The organism is Enterococcus sp. AZ188, assembly GCF_050544075.1.
Taxonomy (GTDB): Bacteria; Bacillota; Bacilli; order Lactobacillales; family Enterococcaceae; genus Enterococcus_D; species Enterococcus_D entomosocium.
Genome location: NZ_CP172943.1, coordinates 301,613 through 323,348 on the forward strand (window position 1 = coordinate 301,613; position 21,736 = coordinate 323,348).

21 protein-coding genes are annotated in these 21,736 nt (G+C 44.6%); 16 read left to right on the forward strand and 5 right to left on the reverse strand.

Going from position 1 to position 21,736, the window contains the following annotated elements; genetic code table 11:
* Positions 1-86 precede the first annotated feature (86 nt).
* The 9 genes from IGI86_RS01475 to ftsY all read left to right on the forward strand — a co-directional run bounded on the left by IGI86_RS01475 (position 87) and on the right by ftsY (position 12,354).
* Complete coding sequence (locus tag IGI86_RS01475; RefSeq protein ID WP_005232494.1) at positions 87-1,094, forward strand: ABC transporter ATP-binding protein; 1,008 nt, start codon at positions 87-89, stop codon at positions 1,092-1,094.
* On the forward strand, positions 1,095-2,039 hold the full coding sequence (locus tag IGI86_RS01480) for an ABC transporter ATP-binding protein (RefSeq protein ID WP_005232492.1): 945 nt from the start codon (positions 1,095-1,097) through the stop codon (positions 2,037-2,039).
* The gene (gene opp4B, locus IGI86_RS01485; protein ID WP_005227132.1) at positions 2,039-2,995 is read left to right on the forward strand and encodes an oligopeptide ABC transporter permease; all 957 of its coding nucleotides are present in this window, start codon (positions 2,039-2,041) and stop codon (positions 2,993-2,995) included. The genes IGI86_RS01480 and opp4B overlap by 1 nt, the downstream gene beginning before the upstream one ends.
* Positions 2,996-3,058: 63 nt before the next feature.
* On the forward strand, positions 3,059-3,928 hold the full coding sequence (locus tag IGI86_RS01490) for an ABC transporter permease (protein WP_153883525.1): 870 nt from the start codon (positions 3,059-3,061) through the stop codon (positions 3,926-3,928).
* Positions 3,929-3,944: 16 nt separating this feature from the next.
* Entirely contained in the window at positions 3,945-5,729 is a 1,785-nt protein-coding gene (locus IGI86_RS01495) for an oligopeptide ABC transporter substrate-binding protein (protein WP_008376345.1), read from the forward strand.
* A 213-nt stretch (positions 5,730-5,942) separates the two neighbouring features.
* Positions 5,943-6,635, forward strand: a complete 693-nt coding sequence (gene rnc / locus IGI86_RS01500; protein ID WP_005227136.1) for a ribonuclease III — start codon at positions 5,943-5,945, stop codon at positions 6,633-6,635.
* Between the two features lie 15 nt (positions 6,636-6,650).
* Positions 6,651-10,229 carry a chromosome segregation protein SMC gene (smc, locus tag IGI86_RS01505; protein WP_430617670.1) on the forward strand — a complete coding sequence of 1,193 codons (3,579 nt, stop codon included), beginning with the start codon at positions 6,651-6,653 and terminating at the stop codon, positions 10,227-10,229.
* Between the two features lie 12 nt (positions 10,230-10,241).
* Positions 10,242-11,060 carry a Cof-type HAD-IIB family hydrolase gene (locus IGI86_RS01510; protein WP_005227138.1) on the forward strand — a complete coding sequence of 273 codons (819 nt, stop codon included), beginning with the start codon at positions 10,242-10,244 and terminating at the stop codon, positions 11,058-11,060.
* A 1-nt stretch (position 11,061) separates the two neighbouring features.
* Entirely contained in the window at positions 11,062-12,354 is a 1,293-nt protein-coding gene (gene ftsY, locus IGI86_RS01515; protein WP_413132112.1) for a signal recognition particle-docking protein FtsY, read from the forward strand.
* Between the two features lie 282 nt (positions 12,355-12,636).
* On the opposite strand, the gene IGI86_RS01520 is transcribed toward ftsY, so the two are convergent.
* On the reverse strand, positions 12,637-13,005 hold the full coding sequence (locus tag IGI86_RS01520) for a BlaI/MecI/CopY family transcriptional regulator (protein ID WP_005227140.1): 369 nt from the start codon (positions 13,003-13,005) through the stop codon (positions 12,637-12,639).
* A 245-nt stretch (positions 13,006-13,250) separates the two neighbouring features.
* Here IGI86_RS01520 and gshAB point away from each other — a divergent pair, with 245 nt between their 5' ends.
* A complete protein-coding gene (gshAB, locus tag IGI86_RS01525) occupies positions 13,251-15,515 on the forward strand; it encodes a bifunctional glutamate--cysteine ligase GshA/glutathione synthetase GshB (protein ID WP_244732905.1) in 2,265 nt (754 codons plus the stop codon).
* 70 nt (positions 15,516-15,585) lie between these two features.
* On the opposite strand, the gene IGI86_RS01530 is transcribed toward gshAB, so the two are convergent.
* A complete protein-coding gene (locus IGI86_RS01530; protein WP_194199328.1) occupies positions 15,586-16,005 on the reverse strand; it encodes a hypothetical protein in 420 nt (139 codons plus the stop codon).
* A gap of 14 nt (positions 16,006-16,019) precedes the next feature.
* A complete protein-coding gene (locus IGI86_RS01535; protein WP_430617671.1) occupies positions 16,020-16,472 on the reverse strand; it encodes a YueI family protein in 453 nt (150 codons plus the stop codon).
* A gap of 107 nt (positions 16,473-16,579) precedes the next feature.
* Between IGI86_RS01535 and IGI86_RS01540 the strand changes: the two genes are divergently transcribed.
* The 6 genes from IGI86_RS01540 (at position 16,580) to IGI86_RS01565 (ending at position 20,087) form a co-directional block, all read left to right on the forward strand.
* Complete coding sequence (locus IGI86_RS01540; RefSeq protein WP_430617672.1) at positions 16,580-17,149, forward strand: GNAT family N-acetyltransferase; 570 nt, start codon at positions 16,580-16,582, stop codon at positions 17,147-17,149.
* A gap of 15 nt (positions 17,150-17,164) precedes the next feature.
* Positions 17,165-17,542 (forward strand): iron-sulfur cluster biosynthesis family protein, encoded by a 378-nt coding sequence (locus tag IGI86_RS01545; RefSeq protein WP_428214735.1) that lies wholly within the window; start codon positions 17,165-17,167, stop codon positions 17,540-17,542.
* 1 nt (position 17,543) lies between these two features.
* A complete protein-coding gene (locus tag IGI86_RS01550) occupies positions 17,544-18,437 on the forward strand; it encodes a metallophosphoesterase (RefSeq protein ID WP_005232461.1) in 894 nt (297 codons plus the stop codon).
* 85 nt (positions 18,438-18,522) lie between these two features.
* Entirely contained in the window at positions 18,523-18,744 is a 222-nt protein-coding gene (locus tag IGI86_RS01555; protein WP_005227147.1) for a DUF2829 domain-containing protein, read from the forward strand.
* Complete coding sequence (locus tag IGI86_RS01560; protein WP_005232459.1) at positions 18,741-19,490, forward strand: 3-oxoacyl-ACP reductase; 750 nt, start codon at positions 18,741-18,743, stop codon at positions 19,488-19,490. Before IGI86_RS01555 ends, IGI86_RS01560 begins: the two co-directional genes overlap by 4 nt.
* 30 nt (positions 19,491-19,520) lie before the next feature.
* Entirely contained in the window at positions 19,521-20,087 is a 567-nt protein-coding gene (locus IGI86_RS01565) for a nucleotidyltransferase family protein (RefSeq protein WP_430617673.1), read from the forward strand.
* Between the two features lie 91 nt (positions 20,088-20,178).
* Here IGI86_RS01565 and IGI86_RS01570 read toward each other — a convergent pair whose 3' ends face one another.
* Both IGI86_RS01570 and IGI86_RS01575 read right to left on the reverse strand, forming a co-directional pair.
* Complete coding sequence (locus tag IGI86_RS01570; RefSeq protein WP_005232455.1) at positions 20,179-20,718, reverse strand: biotin transporter BioY; 540 nt, start codon at positions 20,716-20,718, stop codon at positions 20,179-20,181.
* 105 nt (positions 20,719-20,823) lie between these two features.
* A complete protein-coding gene (locus tag IGI86_RS01575; RefSeq protein WP_430617674.1) occupies positions 20,824-21,678 on the reverse strand; it encodes a helix-turn-helix domain-containing protein in 855 nt (284 codons plus the stop codon).
* Positions 21,679-21,736 lie beyond the last annotated feature (58 nt).

The window sequence follows — 21,736 nt, forward strand, 5'->3', positions numbered from 1 at the left end:
AAGAAAGCTTTTGGAAATGAAATGCATGTTCCTTCTTTTTTACATTAAAACGCAAGACATCTTAGAAAGTAGAGAGGGGTATTCGATTGTCCAGAGATAATCAATTACTAGATGTTCAAAACCTTCACACAGGTTTTCGTATCAAAGACGATTACTATGACGCAGTAGATGGTATTTCTTTTACACTGGATCGTAATGAGATCTTAGCAATCGTAGGAGAATCTGGTTGCGGAAAAAGTACGTTGGCTACAACGATCATGGGGCTACATGACCCAAACAACACGAAAATCACTGGGGAAATCTTATATAAAGATTTAAACTTGTCAAACTTAAATGAAACGTTATACAACAAAATTCGCGGAAATGATATTGGGATGATTTTCCAAGATCCGTTGTCTGCACTGAATCCGTTGATGCGGATCGAAGACCAAATCAAAGAAGGTTTGTCTTATCATACAGATATGAATGCCGAACAGCGCCAAGCACGAGCATTAGAATTATTAGAACAAGTTGGGATTCCAAATCCGCCACGTGTAGGACGTCAATACCCTCATGAATTGTCTGGTGGGATGCGTCAGCGGGTCATCATCGCGATCGCGATTGCTTGTAAACCGCCAATCATCATTGCGGATGAGCCAACGACAGCGTTGGACGTGACGATCCAAGCACAGATCCTTGATCTACTAAAAGATTTGCAAGAAGAAACGCAAACGGGGATCATTTTGATCACCCACGATTTAGGTGTCGTAGCGGAGATGGCCGACCGAGTAGCCGTAATGTATGGGGGACAGTTTGTGGAAGTCGCATCAGCCGAAGAGTTGTTTGCCAATCCGAAACATCCATACACCCGCTCATTGCTTAACTCGATCCCTCAAGAAAATTCTCAAGACAGTGAACTGCATGTGATCGAAGGGGTGGTTCCTTCCTTGAAAAATATGCCTCGGACTGGTTGTCGGTTTGCTGCACGGATTCCTTGGATCCCTGAAAGCGACCACGAAGCAAACCCAGTCTTGCATGAAGTAGCACCTGATCATTTGGTCCGTTGCACATGCTACAAGCATTTTCATTTTAGAGACGAAGAAGGAGAAGTGTAGATGACAGAATTAATTACAATCAAAGATCTGAAAGTCCACTATCCTATTCGCAGCGGATTCTTCAACCGCGTCACGGATCACGTGTACGCCGTTGATGGTGTGGACTTCGTCATTGAAAAAGGAAAAACCTACGGATTGGTTGGTGAGTCTGGTTCTGGTAAATCCACAACTGGGAAAGCTATCGTTGGGTTAGAAAAAATCACTAGCGGCGAAATCATTTATGATGGGCAAGACGTGACTAAACGTTCTGTCCGCAAGAAAATGAACTACAACAAAGATGTCCAAATGATTTTCCAAGATTCAATGTCTAGCTTGAATCCTAAAAAACGTGTGGTGGACATTATCGCAGAACCATTGCGCAACTTTGAACGCTTAAGCGATCAAGAAGAGAAAACACGTGTGAAAAGTTTGTTGGATATCGTTGGGATGCCAGAAGATGCCCTATACAAATATCCGCATGAATTCTCTGGCGGACAACGTCAACGGTTAGGGGTTGCCCGTGCGGTAGCTTCCAATCCAAAACTGATCGTCGCCGATGAGCCGGTTTCAGCTCTTGACTTATCCGTGCAAGCACAGGTACTGAACTTTATGAAACGGATCCAGCAAGAATTCGGCTTAAGTTTCTTATTTATCTCTCATGACTTAGGGGTCGTAAAACATATGTGCGACAATATCGCCATCATGTACAAAGGCCGCTTCGTTGAGATCGGGACACGGGAAGATATCTACCAAGACCCGCGTCACATCTATACAAAACGTTTATTATCAGCGATTCCTCAAATCGACGTAAAAAATCGCGATGCTCACAAAGAAAACCGCCGCAAGGTCGAGTTGGAATATGTGACCCATCAAAAAGATTACTACGACGAATCTGGCAGAGTGTATGACTTGCGTAAAATCACCGAGTCGCACCAAGTCGCATTGAAAAACGGGGGTGCTGAATAATGTGGAAAACAATTCTACGTCGTTTGTTGTTGATGATCCCACAAGTCATTATTTTGAGTATCTTGATTTTCTTGATCGCACAAGCAATGCCTGGGGATCCATTTACTGGTTTGATCAATCCAAACCAAGATCCAGCTGTTATTGAGCGGATGCGTGAAGCCGCTGGTTTGAATGACCCATGGTATACCCAGTATTTCCGTTGGATCGGAAATGCCTTAAAAGGGGACTTTGGACAAAGCTTCATCTTTAAATTGCCTGTTTCAACATTATTAGCAGGACGTATCAGCAATACATTGTGGTTATCCTTATTGACGGTCATTTTGACTTACGTGATTGCCATTCCTTTAGGGATGTGGGCAGGACGTTACCAAAATTCATTGCTTGATAAAGTCGTCGTTGTTTACAACTTCTTCAGTTTCGCCGTACCGTTGTTTATCTTTGCGTTGATCGCATTGTTCATCTTCGGTTACCGATTGGCTTGGTTCCCAACGGGTGGTTCCGTTGCACCGGGGGTCAGCGGCATGGCTGAGTTTTGGAGTCGCTTGTATCACCTACTATTACCGGCAATCACTTCTGCATTATTAGGAACAGCAGTGACGATCCAATACTTGCGAAGTGAAGTCATTGATTCGAAATCATTGGATTTCGTTCGTACCGCTCGTTCAAAAGGGGTACCAACGAACAAAGTCTTCTCACGTCACGTTTTCCGGAATGCATCGTTGCCGATCGCATCACAAATGGGCTACGAGATCACGTCATTGATCGCAGGTTCTGTGGTCATTGAGAAAATCTTCGCCTACCCAGGTGTCGGAAAACTGTTTATCGATAGTATCGTCCAACGGGACTATGCCGTGATCACTTCACTGACATTGATCTTAGGACTAGCGACCTTGATCGGTACGCTGCTGTCAGATATCATCATGAGTATTGTCGATCCAAGAATCAGAATCCAGTAATAGGAGGGGATAAATGTGTCTGAAAAGAAAGAAAAAGTACTAAAACAAGAGAGCATCCCGCCTATGGGATTGAAAATGATTTTTCGCGAATTCTTAAAAGATAAAATGGCGATTTTTTCATTAGTTTTGTTAGTCGCAGTTTTATTATTCGTGTTTATCGGCTCGGCAGTTATCGATCAATCACAAGTGATGCGTGTCAGCATCCTTGATAAATATGCTGTACCTGGCGCGATTTCGCCAAACGGCGGCACCTACCTTTTAGGGGCGGATGAAGGTGGCCGTGATGTTTGGGGACAATTGATCATCGGTGCGCGTAACTCAATCTTGATTGGTTTTTCAATCACGATCATTACGTCGATCGTTGGGGTCGGATTAGGGATCATCTCAGGTTACTACGGCGGCATCATTGATAACATTTTGATGCGTATCGTTGACTTCGTTATGATTTTGCCGATCATGTTGATCATTATCGTTATCGTATCGATCGTACCTCGTTATAACGTTTGGACCTTTATATGGGTCATGAGTGCCTTTTACTGGGTCGGAAAAGCAAGGCTCTTCCGAAGTAAGACCCTTTCAGAAGGCCGTCGCGACTATGTTAGTGCATCGAAAACCCTCGGAACCAATGACTTTGTCATCATGTTCCGCGAAATCATGCCGAACCTTAGCTCATTGATCATCACCAACTTAACAATGAACTTTGCAGCGAATATCGGTATTGAAACGACACTAACATTCTTAGGTTTTGGTCTGCCGACCAATGTTCCAAGTTTGGGAACACTGATCGGATATGCCAGCAGCGGTGATGTGCTGGTCAACAGACAGTGGATCTGGTTACCCGCATCAATTCTAATTTTAGTCTTGATGTTGAGTATCAATTACGTTGGTCAAGCATTTAAGCGTTCAGCGGATGCGCGTCAACGACTAGGATAAACAAGGAGGATACAGGATGAAGAAAAATATTTTTGGTATGGTCACTCTTTTGTCAGTGTTAGCATTGGCAGCTTGTGGCAGCAACGGCGGCGGAACCGATTCTTCTGGTGGCGGCAATGCAGCAAACGATACGGAAGATGTAAGCAACTTCCCAATCGAAGTTAGCAATGATGCAGAGGCAATCGAAGGTGGTACTTTGGATGTTGCAGTAGTGATGGATACGCAATTCCAAGGGTTGTTCCAAACAGAATTTTATCAAGATAACTATGATGCACAATTTATGTTGCCAAGTAATGAAAGTTTATTCGTCAATGACGCTGATTTCAAAATTGTTGACGGCGGGGCTGCAAATCTTGAGCTAGATGAAGACAACAACACAGCAACAATTACTTTACGCGACAACCTGAAATGGTCTGATGGCGAAGATGTTACGGCAGATGATATCATCTTCACATACGAAGTAATTGGTAACAAAGATTATACTGGTATTCGTTATGATAGTAACTTTACTAACATTGTTGGTATGGAAGATTACCATGATGGCAAAGCTGATACTATTTCTGGTATCACCAAAGAAAGTGACAAAGTCGTTAAAATCGAATACAAAGAAGTTCACCCTGGTATGATGCAAGCAGGTGGTGGTATTTGGGCTTCTGCATTACCAAAACACGCCTTTGAAGGAATCGAAGTCAAAGATATGGAATCAAGCGATCAAGTTCGTAAAAATCCAATCGTCTTCGGACCATATGTAATGTCAAATATCGTAGCTGGTGAATCCGTAGAGTACGTTCCAAACGAATACTATTATGGAGATAAGCCAAAACTAGATAAATTATCATTTAAAGCAGTTCCAACTTCATCTATTGTTGAAGCGATGAACGCAAAACAATATGATATGGCTTTATCAATGCCGACAGATACGTATCCTACTTATAAAGATACTGATGGTTATCAAATCTTAGGCCGAACAGATACTGCTTACACCTATTTAGGTTTCAAATTAGGTAAATGGAATGCTGATGAAGGAAAAGTAGAATATAATCCTGATTCAAAAATGGCTGACAAATCATTGCGTCAAGCAATGGGGTATGCATTAGATAATGATGCTGTCGGAAGCCGTTTCTACAATGGCTTGCGTACAAATGCAACGACATTGATCCCACCAGTATTTGGCTCATTACACAATACAGATGTTGAAGGTTATACTTTAAACATCGACAAAGCAAATCAATTACTTGATGATGCTGGCTACAAAGATGTCGATGGCGACGGTATGCGTGAAGACAAAAATGGTGAGAAATTGACCATCAACTTTGCTTCAATGTCCGGTGGCGAAACAGCACAACCGTTAGCAGATTACTACATCCAACAATGGAATGAAATCGGACTTGATGTACAATACACAACAGGTCGCTTGATCGACTTCCAAGCATTCTATGACAAATTGGAAAATGATGATCCTGAGATTGATGTTTACCAAGGTGCATGGAATACTGGCTATGACCCATCACCAATGGGCTTGTATGGACCTAACTCTGCGTTCAACTACACTCGTTTTGAATCAGAAGAAAATACGAAATTGCTAGAAGCAATCGATTCAAAAGATTCGTTTGACGAAGCAAAACGTAAAGAAGCGTTTGATGCATGGCAAGAATATGCTGCTGATGAAGCATTTGTTATCCCAACACTTTACCGTAGTGCGGTGTTACCTGTATCAAATCGTGTCAAAGACTTCACATGGGCCTATGATGTGAATTACAATCCTTGGGCAACAATTTCAGTTACAGCTGAATCTCGTTAATCAATGATCGATGAAAAGACGTCCTTTCTGGGACGTCTTTTTTCTTGTTTTTTTGCAGGTATCTGAGGAAAACAGGCTTTTTTTATACAGGAGAAGAATAAGTAGATAAAATTTTATTACGGTCTTTCCAAGAATTTGGAGGAAACATTTCATAATTCGGCAAAAACCAGTATAATAGGGAAGTGTCGATAAACTAATGAAGGAATGTGACAAATGAATACACAATTAACGAAAGAACTAAAAGAAAAGTTTGATATTGTGTTCCATGATGTAGATCTGCTTGAACAAGCGTTTACGCATTCATCTTATGTGAATGAGCACCGCAACTTGCACTTGTCAGATAACGAACGTTTAGAGTTTTTGGGCGATGCTGTCTTAGAGTTGATCGTTTCACGGTATTTGTATCGTGAATTGCCAGATCTGCCCGAAGGTAAGCTGACGAAGCTACGGGCGGCAATCGTTCGCGAAGACAGTTTATCCATGTTTGCCAAAGATTGCCGATTCGATGAATACATTCGTCTAGGCAAAGGGGAAGAAAACTCTGGCGGTCGTAAACGACCTTCTTTGCTTTGTGATCTATTTGAAGCCTTTTTAGGTGCGTTATACTTGGACCAAGGACTGGAAAGTGTCAGCGGCTTTTTGACGAAAGTTGTTTTTCCAAAAGTAAAAGCAGGTGCTTTTTCCCATGAGATGGATCACAAGACCCGCTTGCAAGAAGTCTTGCAGCGTGGCGGCGATGTTTCCATCAACTATCGTTTGATCAAAGAAGCAGGCCCCGCCCATGAACGGATTTTTTGGACGGAAGTCTATTGCGATGATACCTTGATCGGAAAAGGACAAGGAAAATCGAAGAAATTATCAGAACAGGACGCCGCGGCGAATGCCTTGGCAGATCTTGAACAGTAAGAGAGGACTGGCGGAGTGTATTTAAAACGAATAGAGATTGCCGGCTTTAAATCCTTTGCCGACCGCACAGTCATTGATTTCGAACATCGTGTGACTGCAGTCGTCGGACCAAATGGCAGCGGCAAGAGCAATATTACCGAAGCGATTCGTTGGGTTTTAGGAGAACAATCTGCCAAAAATCTACGTGGTGGCAAAATGCCTGATGTTATTTTTGCAGGTTCTGACACCCGCAGAGCGCTAAATATAGCGGAAGTGACGATCGTTTTAGACAATAGCGATCATTACTTACCGATGGATTACAGTGAGATCAGCGTGACTCGCCGCTTGAGAAGAACCGGCGAAAGCGACTTTTTCTTAAATAAACAAGCTTGCCGCTTAAAGGACATCCAAGAGTTATTCATGGATTCTGGGTTGGGGAAAGAATCATTTTCGATCATTTCCCAAGGCAAGGTAGAAGCAATTTTCAGCAGCAAACCAGAAGACCGTCGTGGGATTTTTGAAGAAGCGGCGGGGGTATTGAAGTACAAACAGCGGAAAAAGAAAGCCGAGCAAAAGTTGTTTGAAACGGAAGACAATTTAAGCCGTCTACAAGATATCATTTATGAACTAGAAGATCAGTTGGTGCCTTTGGCAGCCCAAAGTGACGCAGCCAATCGCTTTTTAGCGTTAAAAGAAAAATTGACGACGGTTGATGTGGCCTATGCGGTCTTAGAGATCACGAAAGCAAAAGAAGCGTGGGAGACAGCCAAAGCTCAACTGAGTACCTTTAACCAAGAACTGGCGCAGATTTCCGAAAAGATCAACCAAGGGGAACTGTCGCTACATTCTTTGCGACAACAACGTACCGCCTTTGATGAAACGTTGGAGCGTTTGAATCAGCAGCTTTTAGAGGTTACCGAAGGACTGAAGCAAGCTGAAGGACAAAAAGAAGTCTTGGATGAACGATCAAAACATACGCAAAAAAGCTCCGCGGAATACCAAGAAACCTTAGAGGAAGTCACGGAACGGGTCACACTTTTAAATGAAGAAAAAGCAGAACTGATTGGCTTGCTTTCACAAAAGAATCGGAGTGTGCAGGAAGTTGAAGCAGCGATGCTGGCGTGTCAGCAAGAGCAGGAAAAGTACCAACGTTCAGCAAAAGAAATCATTGAAGAATTGCGTAGCCAATATGTCGAAGCCATGCAAGAGCAGGCAACGATCGGAAACGAATTGAAATACTTGGAGCGTCAATACCAGCAAGAAGCCGCGAAAAATCAAACGGCGTTAAGCAAGCAGACGCAAATGAATACGTCGTTGAAAGAAAAGACGACGGAAGCGCAAATCGTGGAAGAGCAGCTAACGCAGGCTAAGGTGATTTTAGAAGAACAACGCAAGCAATACATCCATCTTCAAGAAAAAGCTCAGACCAACAAAAAACGCTTTGATGAAGAACAAAAGAAAATGTATCAGTTAATGAGTCAAGTGCAGCAGGCACGAGCGAAACAGCGCAGTCTGCAAGACATTCAAGAAAATTATAGCGGCTTCTATCAAGGCGTTCGCTTGATTTTGAAAAACAAACAGCAAATCAGCGGCATCGTTGGCGCAGTAGCGGAGTTGATCGATGTGCCACAAGACTATACCGTGGCGATCGAGACCGCACTAGGCGCCGCTGCACAGCATGTCGTCGTTGAAAATGAACGAGATGCACGGTCAGCCATCACGTATTTGAAAGAAAATCGCGGCGGTCGTGCCACTTTCTTACCGTTGACGACCATCAAAGCCCGTCATTTGCCAGATTATGCCCGCAATCAAGCCAAGCAAGTGTCTGGCTTTATCGGTGTTGCCAGCGAATTGGTACAGTCGTCTGAACACGTTCAAACCATTACGGATAACTTGTTAGGTAGTATCTTGATTGCCGAAGACTTGCAAAGTGCCAATGCGTTAGCACGGGCATTGAACTATAGCTATCGGGTCGTTTCCTTAGAAGGGGATGTCATGAATGCTGGCGGTTCCATGACGGGTGGCGCAACGAAGAAAAATGCCGGTAGTTTGTTTAGCCAAAGCAATGAGCTGCAACAATTGACGGCACAAGCGGCGCAACTGGATGAGCGGCTTTTAAAAACGGAAAAGCAAGTCCAGCATTTTGAAGCAGCGACCAAAGAAGCACAAGCAGCACTAGAAGAATTGCGGACGCAAGGGGAACAGGCTCGCATGACGGAGCATGAGCTGCAAAGCCGCTTACAAAATCTTGAGAATGACCTGAGCCGCTTGAAGCAAGAACAGCAAGTGTTTGATTTTGAACATCGCGAAGTGCAAGCCTTCTTTGAAGAATATGATGAGAAGAAGACGAGTTTGGAAGAACAGCAAAAGAATATTGCGGCGCAATTGGCGAAAATCGATCAAGATATTCATCAAATGAATGCCGAAGAAGACTTGATCGAGGAAAAACGCCAAACCTTAGCACAAGAAAGTGCGCGCTTGCAGGCAGCTTTCGCCGTTCAAAAAGAACAAGTGGCGCATTTGCAGCAAAAAATTGCCGCTACGAATCAAGCATTGGAAGAAAACGAAGCGCGTCAGCACTCCTTAGAACGGCAGTTAGCTGCCTTGACAAGTAACGTCAGCGATCATGAGTTCTCAGAAGAAAACATTCTTCAGCGAATTGAAGCATTCACAAAAACCAAGCAGCAGGTAACAGCGGAATTGACGGTGATTCGTGAACAACGGCAAGTGGTTCAACAAGAAATCGGCGCATTAGACGAAGCCCTGAGTGCTGAAAACTTAACGCAAAAAGAAAAGCTGTCAGAAAAAACTGAAGTTGAGATCGAAAAAAATCGCGCAGAATTGGTGATGGACAATCGCTTGTTGTATTTACAAGAAGAATACAATCTTACCTTTGAAAAGGCAGCGCAAGATTTTTCTGAAATCGAGGATGCAGATCAAGCCAAAGTCGACATTCAGGAACTAAAACAAGCGATCGAACAAATTGGTCCAGTCAATTTAAATGCGATCGAACAATATGAGCAAGTCAATCAACGGCATTTGTTCTTGACGAGTCAGCGAGACGATCTGCTGTCGGCTAAAGCACAGCTGTTTGATACGATGTCTGAAATGGATGAAGAAGTCAAAACCCGTTTCGGCGAAGTCTTCGATGCGATTCGTCTGCAATTCAAACAAGTATTTCCTAATATGTTTGGCGGCGGTCATGCGGAATTAGTCTTAACAGATCCGAAAGATTTATTGAACACTGGGATTGAGATCGAAGCCCAACCACCGGGCAAGAAATTGCAAAACCTCAGCTTGCTATCAGGGGGCGAACGGGCGCTGACTGCGATTGCGTTATTGTTTTCCATTATTCAAGTTCGTCCAGTACCGTTTTGTGTGCTTGACGAAGTGGAAGCAGCATTGGATGAAGCCAATGTCTCTCGTTTCGGTCATTACTTGAGTGCTTTCCAAAATGATACACAGTTTATCGTCGTAACTCACCGCAAAGGAACGATGGAGGCAGCAGACGTGTTGTATGGTGTGACCATGCAAGAATCTGGAGTGTCGAAGACCGTGTCCGTGCGCTTAGAAGAAGTGCGTGAAGGCGGTAGTTTTGCAGCAGATCAAGCATAGAGGAGGAATGATATGATTAAACTGATTGCGATCGATTTAGACGGAACGTTATTGAATGACAAAAAAGAAGTGACTCCTCGCAACAAAGAGGTACTTGCTCGTGCCAAAGCACAAGGCGTAAAAATCGTCATTTGTACGGGACGTCCATTACGGGCGATCCGTCCCTATTTAGAAGAATTATCGCTGAAAGAACCCGGCGACTATAGCATCACCTTTAACGGCGGTTTGGTTCAAAAAAATGAGACTGGCGAGATCATTGAAAAAGCAGCGATGCAGCTGGCAGATATCCATGAATTGGTTTCAGTAGCGGAAGACTTGAATTTGCCTCTAGACGTGGTATCCGAAGAGATCGTCTTGAGTTTACCCACTTCAGCAGCGCATCCATCGATTTATGGCTCGTTAAATCCTTTATTGGATTGTCGTCCTTTTGCCGTAGCTGATCTTGATGAATCGATGCTCTATAATAAAGCGGTGATCGCCTACCATCAGGAAGTCTTGGATCCTAAGATCCCTGAGATTTCCTCAGAGATCCGCGAGAAATATGAAATCATCAAAAGCCGGAATAACCTGTTGGAATTTATGCCTAAAGGAATCACCAAAGCTTATGGTATCAGCCTATTGGCGCAAGATTTAGGGATCAAGCAAGAAGAAGTGATGGCGATCGGTGATGAAGAAAATGACTTGCCGATGATTCGCTATGCAGGGATTGGCGTAGCGATGGCCAATGCCGTGCCAATCATTAAAGAGGCGGCTGACGTTGTCACCGTTTCAAACCAAGAAGACGGTGTGGCAGCAGTGATTGAAGAATATGTCTTAAAAGGAGGTGCGTAAGATGGGATTTTTTGACAAAATCAAAAAAGCGCTGATTGGAGAAACCAAAGAAGCAGAGCAAGAAACCGACAAACCGTTAGTCGATGCTGACTCACCAGAGGCACAGCGTTCAGAAGAAAGCCAGCCAGCACAAACTCCTGCTGAACAAGGCGCTTCAGAACCAGTGGCACCTGCAGAAACCGCCGACTCCAGTGATTTGGAGGCAGAGCAAGAAACTGCTGAAGTGTCCCCGCAGCAAGAAGCAACGACAGCGAATAAAGGAGAAGAAGCACCAAGTATTCCAGAAGAAGTGGCTAAGGATACACCATCAGAGCAAACCCCAGCGGCTACACCAATCCTTCAACCAGCGCCAGAAACGGAAAGTGTGCAGGATAAATACACCAAAGGATTGACGAAATCACGGAAAACCTTTGGGCAACGGATGAACGAATTGTTTGCCAACTTCCGTACGGTGGACGAAGACTTCTTCGAAGAAGTGGAAGAAACGCTGATCGGCGCAGACGTCGGCTTTGATGCGGCGATGAAGATCGCGGATGCATTGAGACAAGAAGTCAAACTACGTAATGTGAAGAAAACGGCAGATGTCCAAAATGTCATCATCGAAAAATTGGTTGACCTATATGGGGAAGCAGGTGTCGGTGAAGTCAACGAGTTGAATATGCAGTCGGGGTTGACCGTCATTTTATTTGTTGGCGTGAACGGTGTTGGAAAAACCACCAGTATCGGGAAATTAGCCCACCAATTCAAAGCCGAAGGCAAGAAAGTCTTATTGGCTGCAGCGGATACTTTCCGTGCCGGTGCCATCGATCAATTAGTGGTCTGGGGTGAACGGGCTGGTGTTGAAGTCGTTCGTGGCAATGCGGGAGGCGATCCTGCAGCAGTCGTGTTTGATGCGATGGAGCGCGCAAAACGAGAAAATGCTGACGTTTTATTAGTAGATACCGCTGGTCGTTTGCAAAACAAAGTCAATTTGATGAACGAATTAGAAAAAATCAAACGGATCATTCAGCGAGTGGACCCAACGGCCCCTCATGAAGTCTTGCTCGTGTTGGATGCAACAACGGGGCAAAATGCCATGAATCAAGCAAAACAGTTTAAAGAGACGACGGATGTTTCTGGCCTCGTCTTAACCAAACTTGATGGCACAGCTAAAGGAGGGATCGTCTTGGCGATCCGTAACGAGCTGCGGCTGCCAGTCAAATTAGTGGGACTTGGAGAAGGCATCAACGATTTAGAACCATTTGATCCAAATGAATTTGTCGTCGGCTTATTCAAAGGCTTGATCAAAGAATAAAAAAAGAAGAGCCCTGTGTCAGGTCAAATACCTGCACATGGCTCTCCTTTATTGTTGCTTTTGTGAGATCAAAGGGAAGAGAAAACGGGTCGTCGTCTCTTTCCATGAGCTTGACTTGTGACGGAAAGCTGAGAACACTTGGCGTGGCAAATGTGGGTACAGCGATGCACGACTTTGCCAAAAATCAGGAAAAGCAGTTTGAACGATTCGTTTTCTTCTGCGCTGTCTAAAAACTTTGGGAAGTATCAGGCAGAATACAACGAGTTGAACGAGGGGGAAAGATTATTTCTTAAGTTCCCCTTGGCGCTCAGTGATCATTTTTTCCAAGTTGTTCAACGTATCGATATCTTTATTGGTTTCGATAAAGTTCGTAATCAAATTCAATAAAGATTGATCAGACAATTCTGCTGCTAAGAAGTCTTCTTGGGTCACATTCGGAGAATACAACCGAGTCAAAACAGTACCGCTGTAGCCGATATCTGCTACTTTCAATAAGTCGTGGTTTTTTAGTTTACGTACGACTGCTTGAATGGTATTCTTGCTTAGATCTTGCTGTTGGACAGCAATGTCATTTGCAGAAAGAGGTTTGTCTGAATTCCAGAAGATATTCATGATTTGACGTTCGCGTTTGGTAAGATTAAGTGGCTTCATTCACTATTCTTCCTTTCAAAAAAGAGTAATATGGACATAATAATTTACTGTTCTATAAGCAGTATACTTTATTTTGAAGGTAAATATCAAATTTATTCAAGTATTTTATAAATTCTTGGTAATTTTAGTAAGAGATATTACAAGTGAGGAGCAAATTTCTGCATTTTTCACCATTTTTCACTATAATAGATGGAAAGAAACAGAATATAAGAAAAAAATAGTAGAAGAACATAGAGGGCAGTCGAATGAAAATAAAAACATTGTTATCACATAAAGAGCTTTTTCCCTATTTATTGAAAGGACGCTATGGGATTGAGCGTGAAGCGCAACGGGTGCGGCTCGATGGGACGTTCGCGGGAACCGATCATCCGAAAGCGCTAGGCAATCGGCGCTTCCATCCCTATATCCAAACGGATTTTGCGGAAAATCAACTGGAACTGATCACGCCGGTCGCGGATTCAGTGGATGAATTGTTCCGTTTCTTAGGGGCCATCCACGATGTGGCATATCGTTCAATGGCAGCAGAAGAAATGCTCTGGCCTTTGAGCATGCCACCGGCTTTACCAGAAAAAGAAGAAGACATCGTCATTGCTAAATTAGACCAATTTGAAGATGTGCTCTACCGCCGCTATTTGGCCAAAACTTATGGTCGCCGTAAGCAAATGGTCAGTGGGATACATTTCAATTTTGAATTTGCGGAAGACTTTTTGCAGCAACTGTATGCTTTATCTGAAACGAAGGAAAGCTATCAAGCCTTTAAAACGGCGCTTTATTTGAAAGTAACTCGCAATTATTTGCATTATCGCTGGTTTTTAACGTATTTCTTTGGGGCGACCCCTGCATCAGAAGCCAATTATTTTACGACAGAAAACGGACCGCAAGAACCAGTCCGCAGTATTCGCAATAGCCGTTATGGCTACACGAATCACGAAGACGTCAAGGTATCTTATGCTTCGTTAGAGACCTATCTTGCGGATATTGCCAAATTAGTGGAGACAGGAAAGCTTTCAGAAGAAAAAGAATTTTATGCGCCAGTGCGTTTACGTGGGGGAAAACGGGTCGCAGATCTAGCCTCAGCTGGTATCCGTTATATTGAGTTAAGAAATATCGATATCGATCCCTTTGCCCGCTATGGCATTTCCAAAGAGCAAGTCGCGTTCTTACATTTCTTCTTATTGTTTTTAAGTACAAAAGAAGAAGGCAGCGATGCCGATGCGTGGATCGAAGAAGGCAATCAGAAAAATGATCAGGTCGCATTAGAGCATCCCTTAGCACCATTAACGTATCAGCAAGAAGCGCAAGCACTGATTGCTGAGATGATGGACTTTGCCCAAGCCCTTGAGCTGCCGCATCCGCCATTTTTGGATCAGCTTTCTGAGATGCTGGCTGAACCAGAAAGAACCTTCGCCGGACGTCTTTTCTCAGCGAGTCAAGCAACCAGCCAAGCGCAGACAGCAACATTGCTGGGACAAAAGTATCATCATGCTGCTTGGGAAAAACCGTATCAATTGGCTGGTTTTCGAGCAATGGAATTGTCGACCCAGATTCTCTTGTTCGATGCGATCCAAAAAGGCATCGAAGTGACGGTACTGGATGAAACGGATCAATTCTTGAAATTAGCCGTGAAAGACCACATCGAATATGTTAAAAATGCCAATATGACTAGTAAGGATCAGTATATCGTTCCATTGATCATGGCGAATAAAACGGTCACCAAAAAAATCTTAGCCGAAAATGGCTTTCATGTACCAGGTGGTGCTGAATTCGCTTCGGCAGAAGAAGCGATCGCGTTTTATCCTCAAGTTGCCCACAGCGGGTTTGTGGTAAAACCGAAAACCACCAACTATGGGATCGGTATCTCGATTTTCAAAGAAGGCGCCTCTTTAGCGGATTATCAAGCGGCGGTCGCCATTGCCTTTGCGGAAGATGATTCGATCCTCGTTGAGACCTTTTTATCAGGGACAGAATATCGGTTCTTCGTGATCGATGGGCGAGTTGATGCGATTTTATTACGTATCCCAGCCAATGTCGTGGGTGACGGCAAGCGTACGATCACGGAACTCGTCGCAGAGAAAAATCTCGATCCATTGCGCGGCACCCATCATCGGACTCCATTAGAGTTGATTCAATTAGGGGAACTGGAACAACTGATGTTAAAAGAGCAAGGGTATCAAGTAGATTCAGTGCCAGAAGAGGGGCAGATCGTTTATCTGCGAGAAAACTCGAATATCAGTACTGGCGGTGATTCTATCGATGTAACGGATGACTTCAACGATGACTACAAACAAGTAGCAGTCGATGCGGTCGCCGCATTACAAGCGTCTATCAGTGGAATCGATCTGATTATTCCAGATAAAACCAAGCCAGCCAATGAACCGGGGGCTTATGGAATCATTGAAGCCAATTTCAACCCAGCGATGCATATGCACGTTTATCCATACAGCGGGAAAGGCCGACGCTTAACTATGTCTGTTTTACGCCTGTTGTTCCCTGAAGTCTTCGAAAGCTGATGGAAGCTTAGAGAGCAAAGAACTGCACACTCTGGAAGGTGATTCCCTTCGAAAGTGTGCAGTCTTTTTATTAGGCTTCAAAAGTAGCGATCTCAATCGTTTGTTTTGTTTCTTCCACCTTGAGACCCGTTCGGGCTTCCCACCATTGTTTCATTTCTTTTTCATACGTGGTAGGAAAACGTTGGATCAAGGTCAATAACGGTACGCCTTGAATCGAGGCATAGGGAAAGTTTAAAACGAGATTGTACTTCAGTTCCGACAGGAGGCTATAATATTGAAACATCATAAAGTTCATTTCATTCTGATCCTCCAGTAGGAGTACTTTCGGAGCGCGATCCAGCATAAAACCCAAGCTGCGCATCATGAACAATACGCCATCCAGATGGCTGGATTCGATCGTAGGGGCCGTTTTCAACAAATCGATATGCAAATCCAAAGCATCAAGCAGTTCTTTCTTTAATGAAAGGTAGGGCGGTGTTGATTGTTCCATGATAGTTCCTCCTTTTAATGGAAAAGACGTTTCCAAAATGACGTTTTATCTGGTTGTTCGTGCTCTTTATCTGATGGAGCGGCAGCTGCAGGGTATTTTTTTTCGATATCGATGACGTCTTGATTGACGGCTTCTTTCCCGGCAATCAGCAAGCCGATACTGTCTGGACCGGCATCTTGGGCATCGGAGACGATCCGAAATTCCATCTGTTGTTTGGTCAGTAAAGTGATGTAATCGGTCTGGATCGATTCTGGCAATTTTCCGTTGAGCAGCACGAGCGCACCTTGATAATCTGGTAAGGCGTTCAAGAGCGTTTTCTGGTTGTCCTTCTTCTTCATTTCTGTTACTGTCATACTAAGATAACACCGTTCACGAAACGTGCCTAAATACTTGCGCTGTTCATCTGGGTTGACGCGAGGCGTCCCATACATTCCTGTATCAAGGCGTTTTTCTAATTCGTCTGACATTGAAGTATCCTCCTCAAAGCGTTTACTTATGCTTATTATAGCATATCCAACAAATAGCAAAAGAGGGGTGCGATCGTGAGAGAGTTCTGATAGAAAGTAGGGATCCTATGACAACAAAAGAACGACATTTGCTATTATTAGCAGAAAATCAGTGGTTGGAGACACCGAGGCTGCTCTTGCGCCCCGTTTCCTTGGCGGATGCAGCAGACATGTTTGCCTATGCAAATGATGAAGAAACGACGACCTTCGTCTTTGCTAGACATGGGTCGGTTGACGAAACAAAACTGCGCATTGCCGAGTATTTTGTTGCTGCACCCTTAGGGAAATATGCGATCGAAGAAAAAGACTCAGGCAAAATGATCGGGACCATCGATTTACGGGTGGAATCTGAAAAAGAGATCGCTGAGCTTGGTTATACATTAAGTCGCGATTACTGGGGGCAAGGGATCATGCCAGAAGCGGCAATGACACTGCTGCATTTTGGTTTTGAAACACTCGAATTGATTCGGATTTTTGCTCGACATGATGCTCGAAATCCCAAGTCTGGACGGGTCATGGAGAAAATTGGGATGAAATTGGAAGCAACGATCCCAGCTGCCCGCAAATCGGGTGAAGAAATCATCGATGAAGTCACGCGCGGCATCACGCTGGAGGAATGGAAAAAACGTATTATGTAAAGGAGTGCTCTCGTCATGGAACTGAACATTGAGCCAGCAGCAATTGAAAAAATAACCCCTTATGTGCAGCCAGACGATCGTCTCTATTTGGATTTTGAAGACGGCGTCGGTCCGTTTCCCGCAACGGAGATCACCTGCCGTTTGGACATCCATTTTCGCCTGATTATCGTGCCGCAAAGCTATCCAGAAGAAGGATTGGCGATCTACGACACCCCTTTAACGACACCATTAGGCACGATTTGGTTGAAGCAAGGGGCACAGGTGTATTTAGAAGAACAGACCCGATTGCAGGTGGAACCGACCTATCAACGGTTGCAATTGGTGGGAAATAGCGGGATCTTAGCTAATGATGTCCAATTGTTACGGATCGAAAAGCAGACGGCAGGCCGCTGATATGGGCACGCTGGCGGTTATTAGCGACTTGCACGTCGATATCAACCAATTATTCGACCCCCATCTGCAGCTGATCGCTGATTATTTGCAGCAAAATCAGGTGACCCATCTGCATCTGGCAGGAGATGTGGCGAATAAAAAGCAAAGGCTATTAGACGTGGTCGCATTTTTTCAAAGTCGACAGGTGCCAACGACCTTTCACTGGGGCAATCATGAAATGGTGGACTTGACGGAACAAGAGATCGAGGCTTTCGATGATCCCGCCTTTCTTAATTTTCAGACGTATCGCTTATCAGAAAAAACACTGCTGTTGGGAATCAATGGCTGGTATGACTACCAATATTCTGATCTGACCAGTGAATCTGAGATCTTGCGGCTGAAAAATTTGTTTTGGTATGACCGCATGATTCAGCGAAAGGGATCGGATAAGGAAATCAGCCAAGCCATCAATGAGCGTTTAGCGGAAACATTGGCCCGTTTGCCGCAAGACCAAGAAATTCTTCTTTCTACCCATTTTGTGCCCCAAGAAGCGTTTATTGTTCGTCAGACCGGCAAGTATGCCCGCTGGAACCACCTAAATGCGTTTTTAGGGTCGCCCGATTTTGGCGCAGTGATCGACCGCTACGCCAATGTTCGGGCAGTTGTCTTTGGGCATACCCATCGACGCTTTGAGAAAAAAGAACTTGCGGGAACCAGCTACTATTGCCGCCCCTTCGGCTACTATTATGAATGGCAGTTGACCCGCCGGTTCGTTATGGAAAATCACTTAGCAGAAGCATATTCGCCAACGAAAGTTCGGACGCTGCTGCGAAACCATCATGAGGCATTTGAGGACTATAAAACGACGCATCTTTTAGAAGAATTGGCGCAAGCGATCACACTACTGCCGTATTAGCGCAGCAACCGAGTCCTGCTTGTTTTCGTAATTGAATTTCCAAGCAATTTAAACCATTAGAAGAAAAACACAAAGGAGAAAAATTATGACATTTGAAGAAATCTTACCAGAATTAAAAGCCGGCAAAAAAATCATCCGTGAAGGTTGGGGCGGTTTTGAACTTTATGTGACATTCGTTGAAGGCGAAGTGTACGACAATGCCCCAGTCACCCCTTACTTTTTGATCAAAACAGCAGATGAGGGATTCTCGAGTTTCGCACCGACTGTTTGCGACATTCTTGCGGAAGATTGGAAAATCGTGGAATGACAGCATCGTGGATCGATGACAAAACGATTGTGTTTGTCACAGGAGCTGCTTCAGGCATCGGCAGAGCGCAAGCAGAGGCGTTTCTTGCAGAAGGCGCTCAAGTATTTGGGGTTGACTGCCAATCGTTTCCTGATACGCTTTTAGCCCAGCCCCGCTTTTTCGGCACGTGTTGCGATTTAGCGGTGGAAGAAAATTGTCTTGCAGCGGTCCAAGCTTGTGTTACACACTTTGGTGGCATGACGATCTTGTTGAATACAGCCGGGAAACTAGATGGCTATCATACGATCGCTGAGACGACATCAATGGAGTGGGAGGAGATATTTCAAACCAATGTCTCCAGCATGTTTTATTTAACGAAAGAAATTTTGCCGCTGATGCAAGCCAATGGTGGCGGAACGATCATTAATATGGCGTCGATCGCTGGAATGGTCGCTGGTGGAGGTGGGATCGCTTATACAACCGCAAAACACGCGATCGTCGGGTTTACCAAACAGTTGGCATTGGATGTTGCAGATCAAGGGATCTCGGTGAAGGGCATCGCGCCAGGTGCGATTCAAACGCCGATGAATGCGGCTGATTTTGCTGGTGACGGAAAAATGGCGCAATGGGTGGCAGAGGAGACGCCGGTCAAGCGTTGGGCGCAACCAGAAGAAGTTGCAGCGCTGACCCTTTTTCTTGCCAGCCCGCAAGCTAGTTACTTGCAGGGGGCGATCGTGCCCATCGACGGTGGTTGGACCTTGAAATAACTAGCCTGAGCCCATTAGAGGAGGACGCCAATGAAGGAACAAGCGATCCAGAACTTGTTTGCAAAAAATCGTGAATGTCGACAACTGCTTACGATCATTGAAGCGTTACAGCTGCCGGATTGCTGGCTGTGTGCCGGGTACCTGCGGAATTATTTATGGGGTTTTCTTAGCGGAAAAATAGCGGAGGTGCCGATAACCGATATTGATGTCGTGTTTTATGATCCGACTGTAAGCGTAGAAGAAACAGCAGCGATCGAAGCGCATCTGCGCCGTTCGTTTCCCGAATTTCCTTGGGAGGTTCGAAATCAAGCATTGATGCACCAGCACAACTTTGTCGAGGAACCCACTTATACAAGTACCTTCGATGCTTTAACGAAGTTTCCAGAGCGTTGTACAGCGGTGGCGGCACGAATGAAACAAGGCGAGATTGAATTGATGGCGCCTTTCGGTTGGCAGGATGTTTGCAGTTTTCGGGTGTGTCCAACACCGCATTTCGCCCAAAATGACCAGTACCTTGCGGTTTACCGACAACGCCAAGCGATGAAGCAGTGGCAGAAAGTTTGGCCGCAGTTGTTGATTGAAGAGATCGACAACTAAAAAAGAACACTCGCGTGATGTGGCGATTTCCAAAAGTTAGACGAAAAAGCTAACTGATGGGAATCGCTGCATATGACGCGAGTGTTTTTTATTAACGCAAAGCCAGTCGTTGCGCCAAGCGGTTTCTTAAAAAGATACCTAGATAAGCTGCGGCAACGGCTTTGATGATCCCGGGGATAATAAACAAAACAAAACCACCGTTAAAAGCCGCCGGCCATGCCATGCCAGTGCTCCATTTCAGCCATAATGTACCAAACAACAAAGTTGCCAGCGCACCGACAATATTGCCGATCACTGCTCCTGTGTAGCGAAACGCCGTTTTTTCTACGACCAATCCAGTAAGCAATCCGTTAAAGAGGAAGCCGACTAAATAGCCTCCGGTTGGTCCTAACAAAACACCGACACCGCTGGAAAAACCAGCGAAAACGGGCAAACCGATCAATCCTAACAGCAAGTAAATGATGATCGCCATCGTTCCTGTTCGCGTGCCGAGGAAAGTCACCGCCAGTCCAATCGCAAAGGTTTGTCCTGTCAATGGGATCAAACCGAACGGAATCGTCAATTGGGAAAGACCAGCAATAATGATCGCAAATAATGCGGCATGGATTTGTTCACGTAATGATAATTTCATCGAATCCTTCTCTCTAGTAATAATTTCGTTAACCTAAAAAAGATTTATTTGGTTAACGAAATTATAAACGGTGGTTTACCAAAAGTAAAGAAGAATCTTGTTTTTTTAGTGTCCTTTTTTTAATAGGACAAGTAAGTTCTTTGAGGAGAGGAAAGGGGCGATTTCTTCCAATTCATCTGTTGAGAAGGGCAGTGCTTGAACAAGCCGGCAGATCGTTGCTTCTGTCAGAAACGGCAGCAGTTCTTCGATTTCATCATAAGACAAGCGTTCTGATGCGGTAACGTTTGGCTGTTCCAGGGCCGTCAGCAGGAGTTCATCCAGATACGGTGCAGGTAAAAAGGGAAGCAGTTCTTCAATCTCAGAAAAGCGAAAGTCAGGGGTTTCAAGCCAGCCTTTGATTTCTCCCACCAAAAAGTTGGGGGTTAAAAAGGGCGCCGCCTCTTCCCAAAAAGCCATGGAATAGTGGTTGCCTTTAAGGATCTCTTCTATTTGGGGCTTTTTCAAAAACGGCAAGAGTTCTTCCATGACATCTTCTGGGATATTTTCGGCGCCATTAAGCAAGTGCTGCAAGTCAGCACTATTCAAATGAGGTGCTAGTCTAGGCAATAAGTCTAGGTCTAAAGAAGATTCTTGAAACGGTTCTTCTTGAATCAGTGCCGATAGTTCTTGCGGTTTGATCAGCGGAGCTAGTTCGGCGATTTCTTTTGGCTGCGCGGTTCCTGCTTGATAATGTTGAACCGCAGCTGCTGGCTTCCCTAACAGCTCATCGATCGATAGGCCTAAAATCGCCGCTAGCTGCGGCAATTTTTCAATGTCCGGCAGTGAGTTGCCCCGCTCCCAATTACTGACCGCTTGATAGCGGACAAGTAATTGGTCTGCCAAGTTGCTTTGGGTCAGATTTTTTTCTTTGCGTTTGGTAGCGATCTGCTGACCAATTTTTCTCATGTTGAATTCACTCATAAATGAATTCCCCCTTTCATGCTCTAAGTATAGTTTCTCAAAAGGTGAAAACGCAATC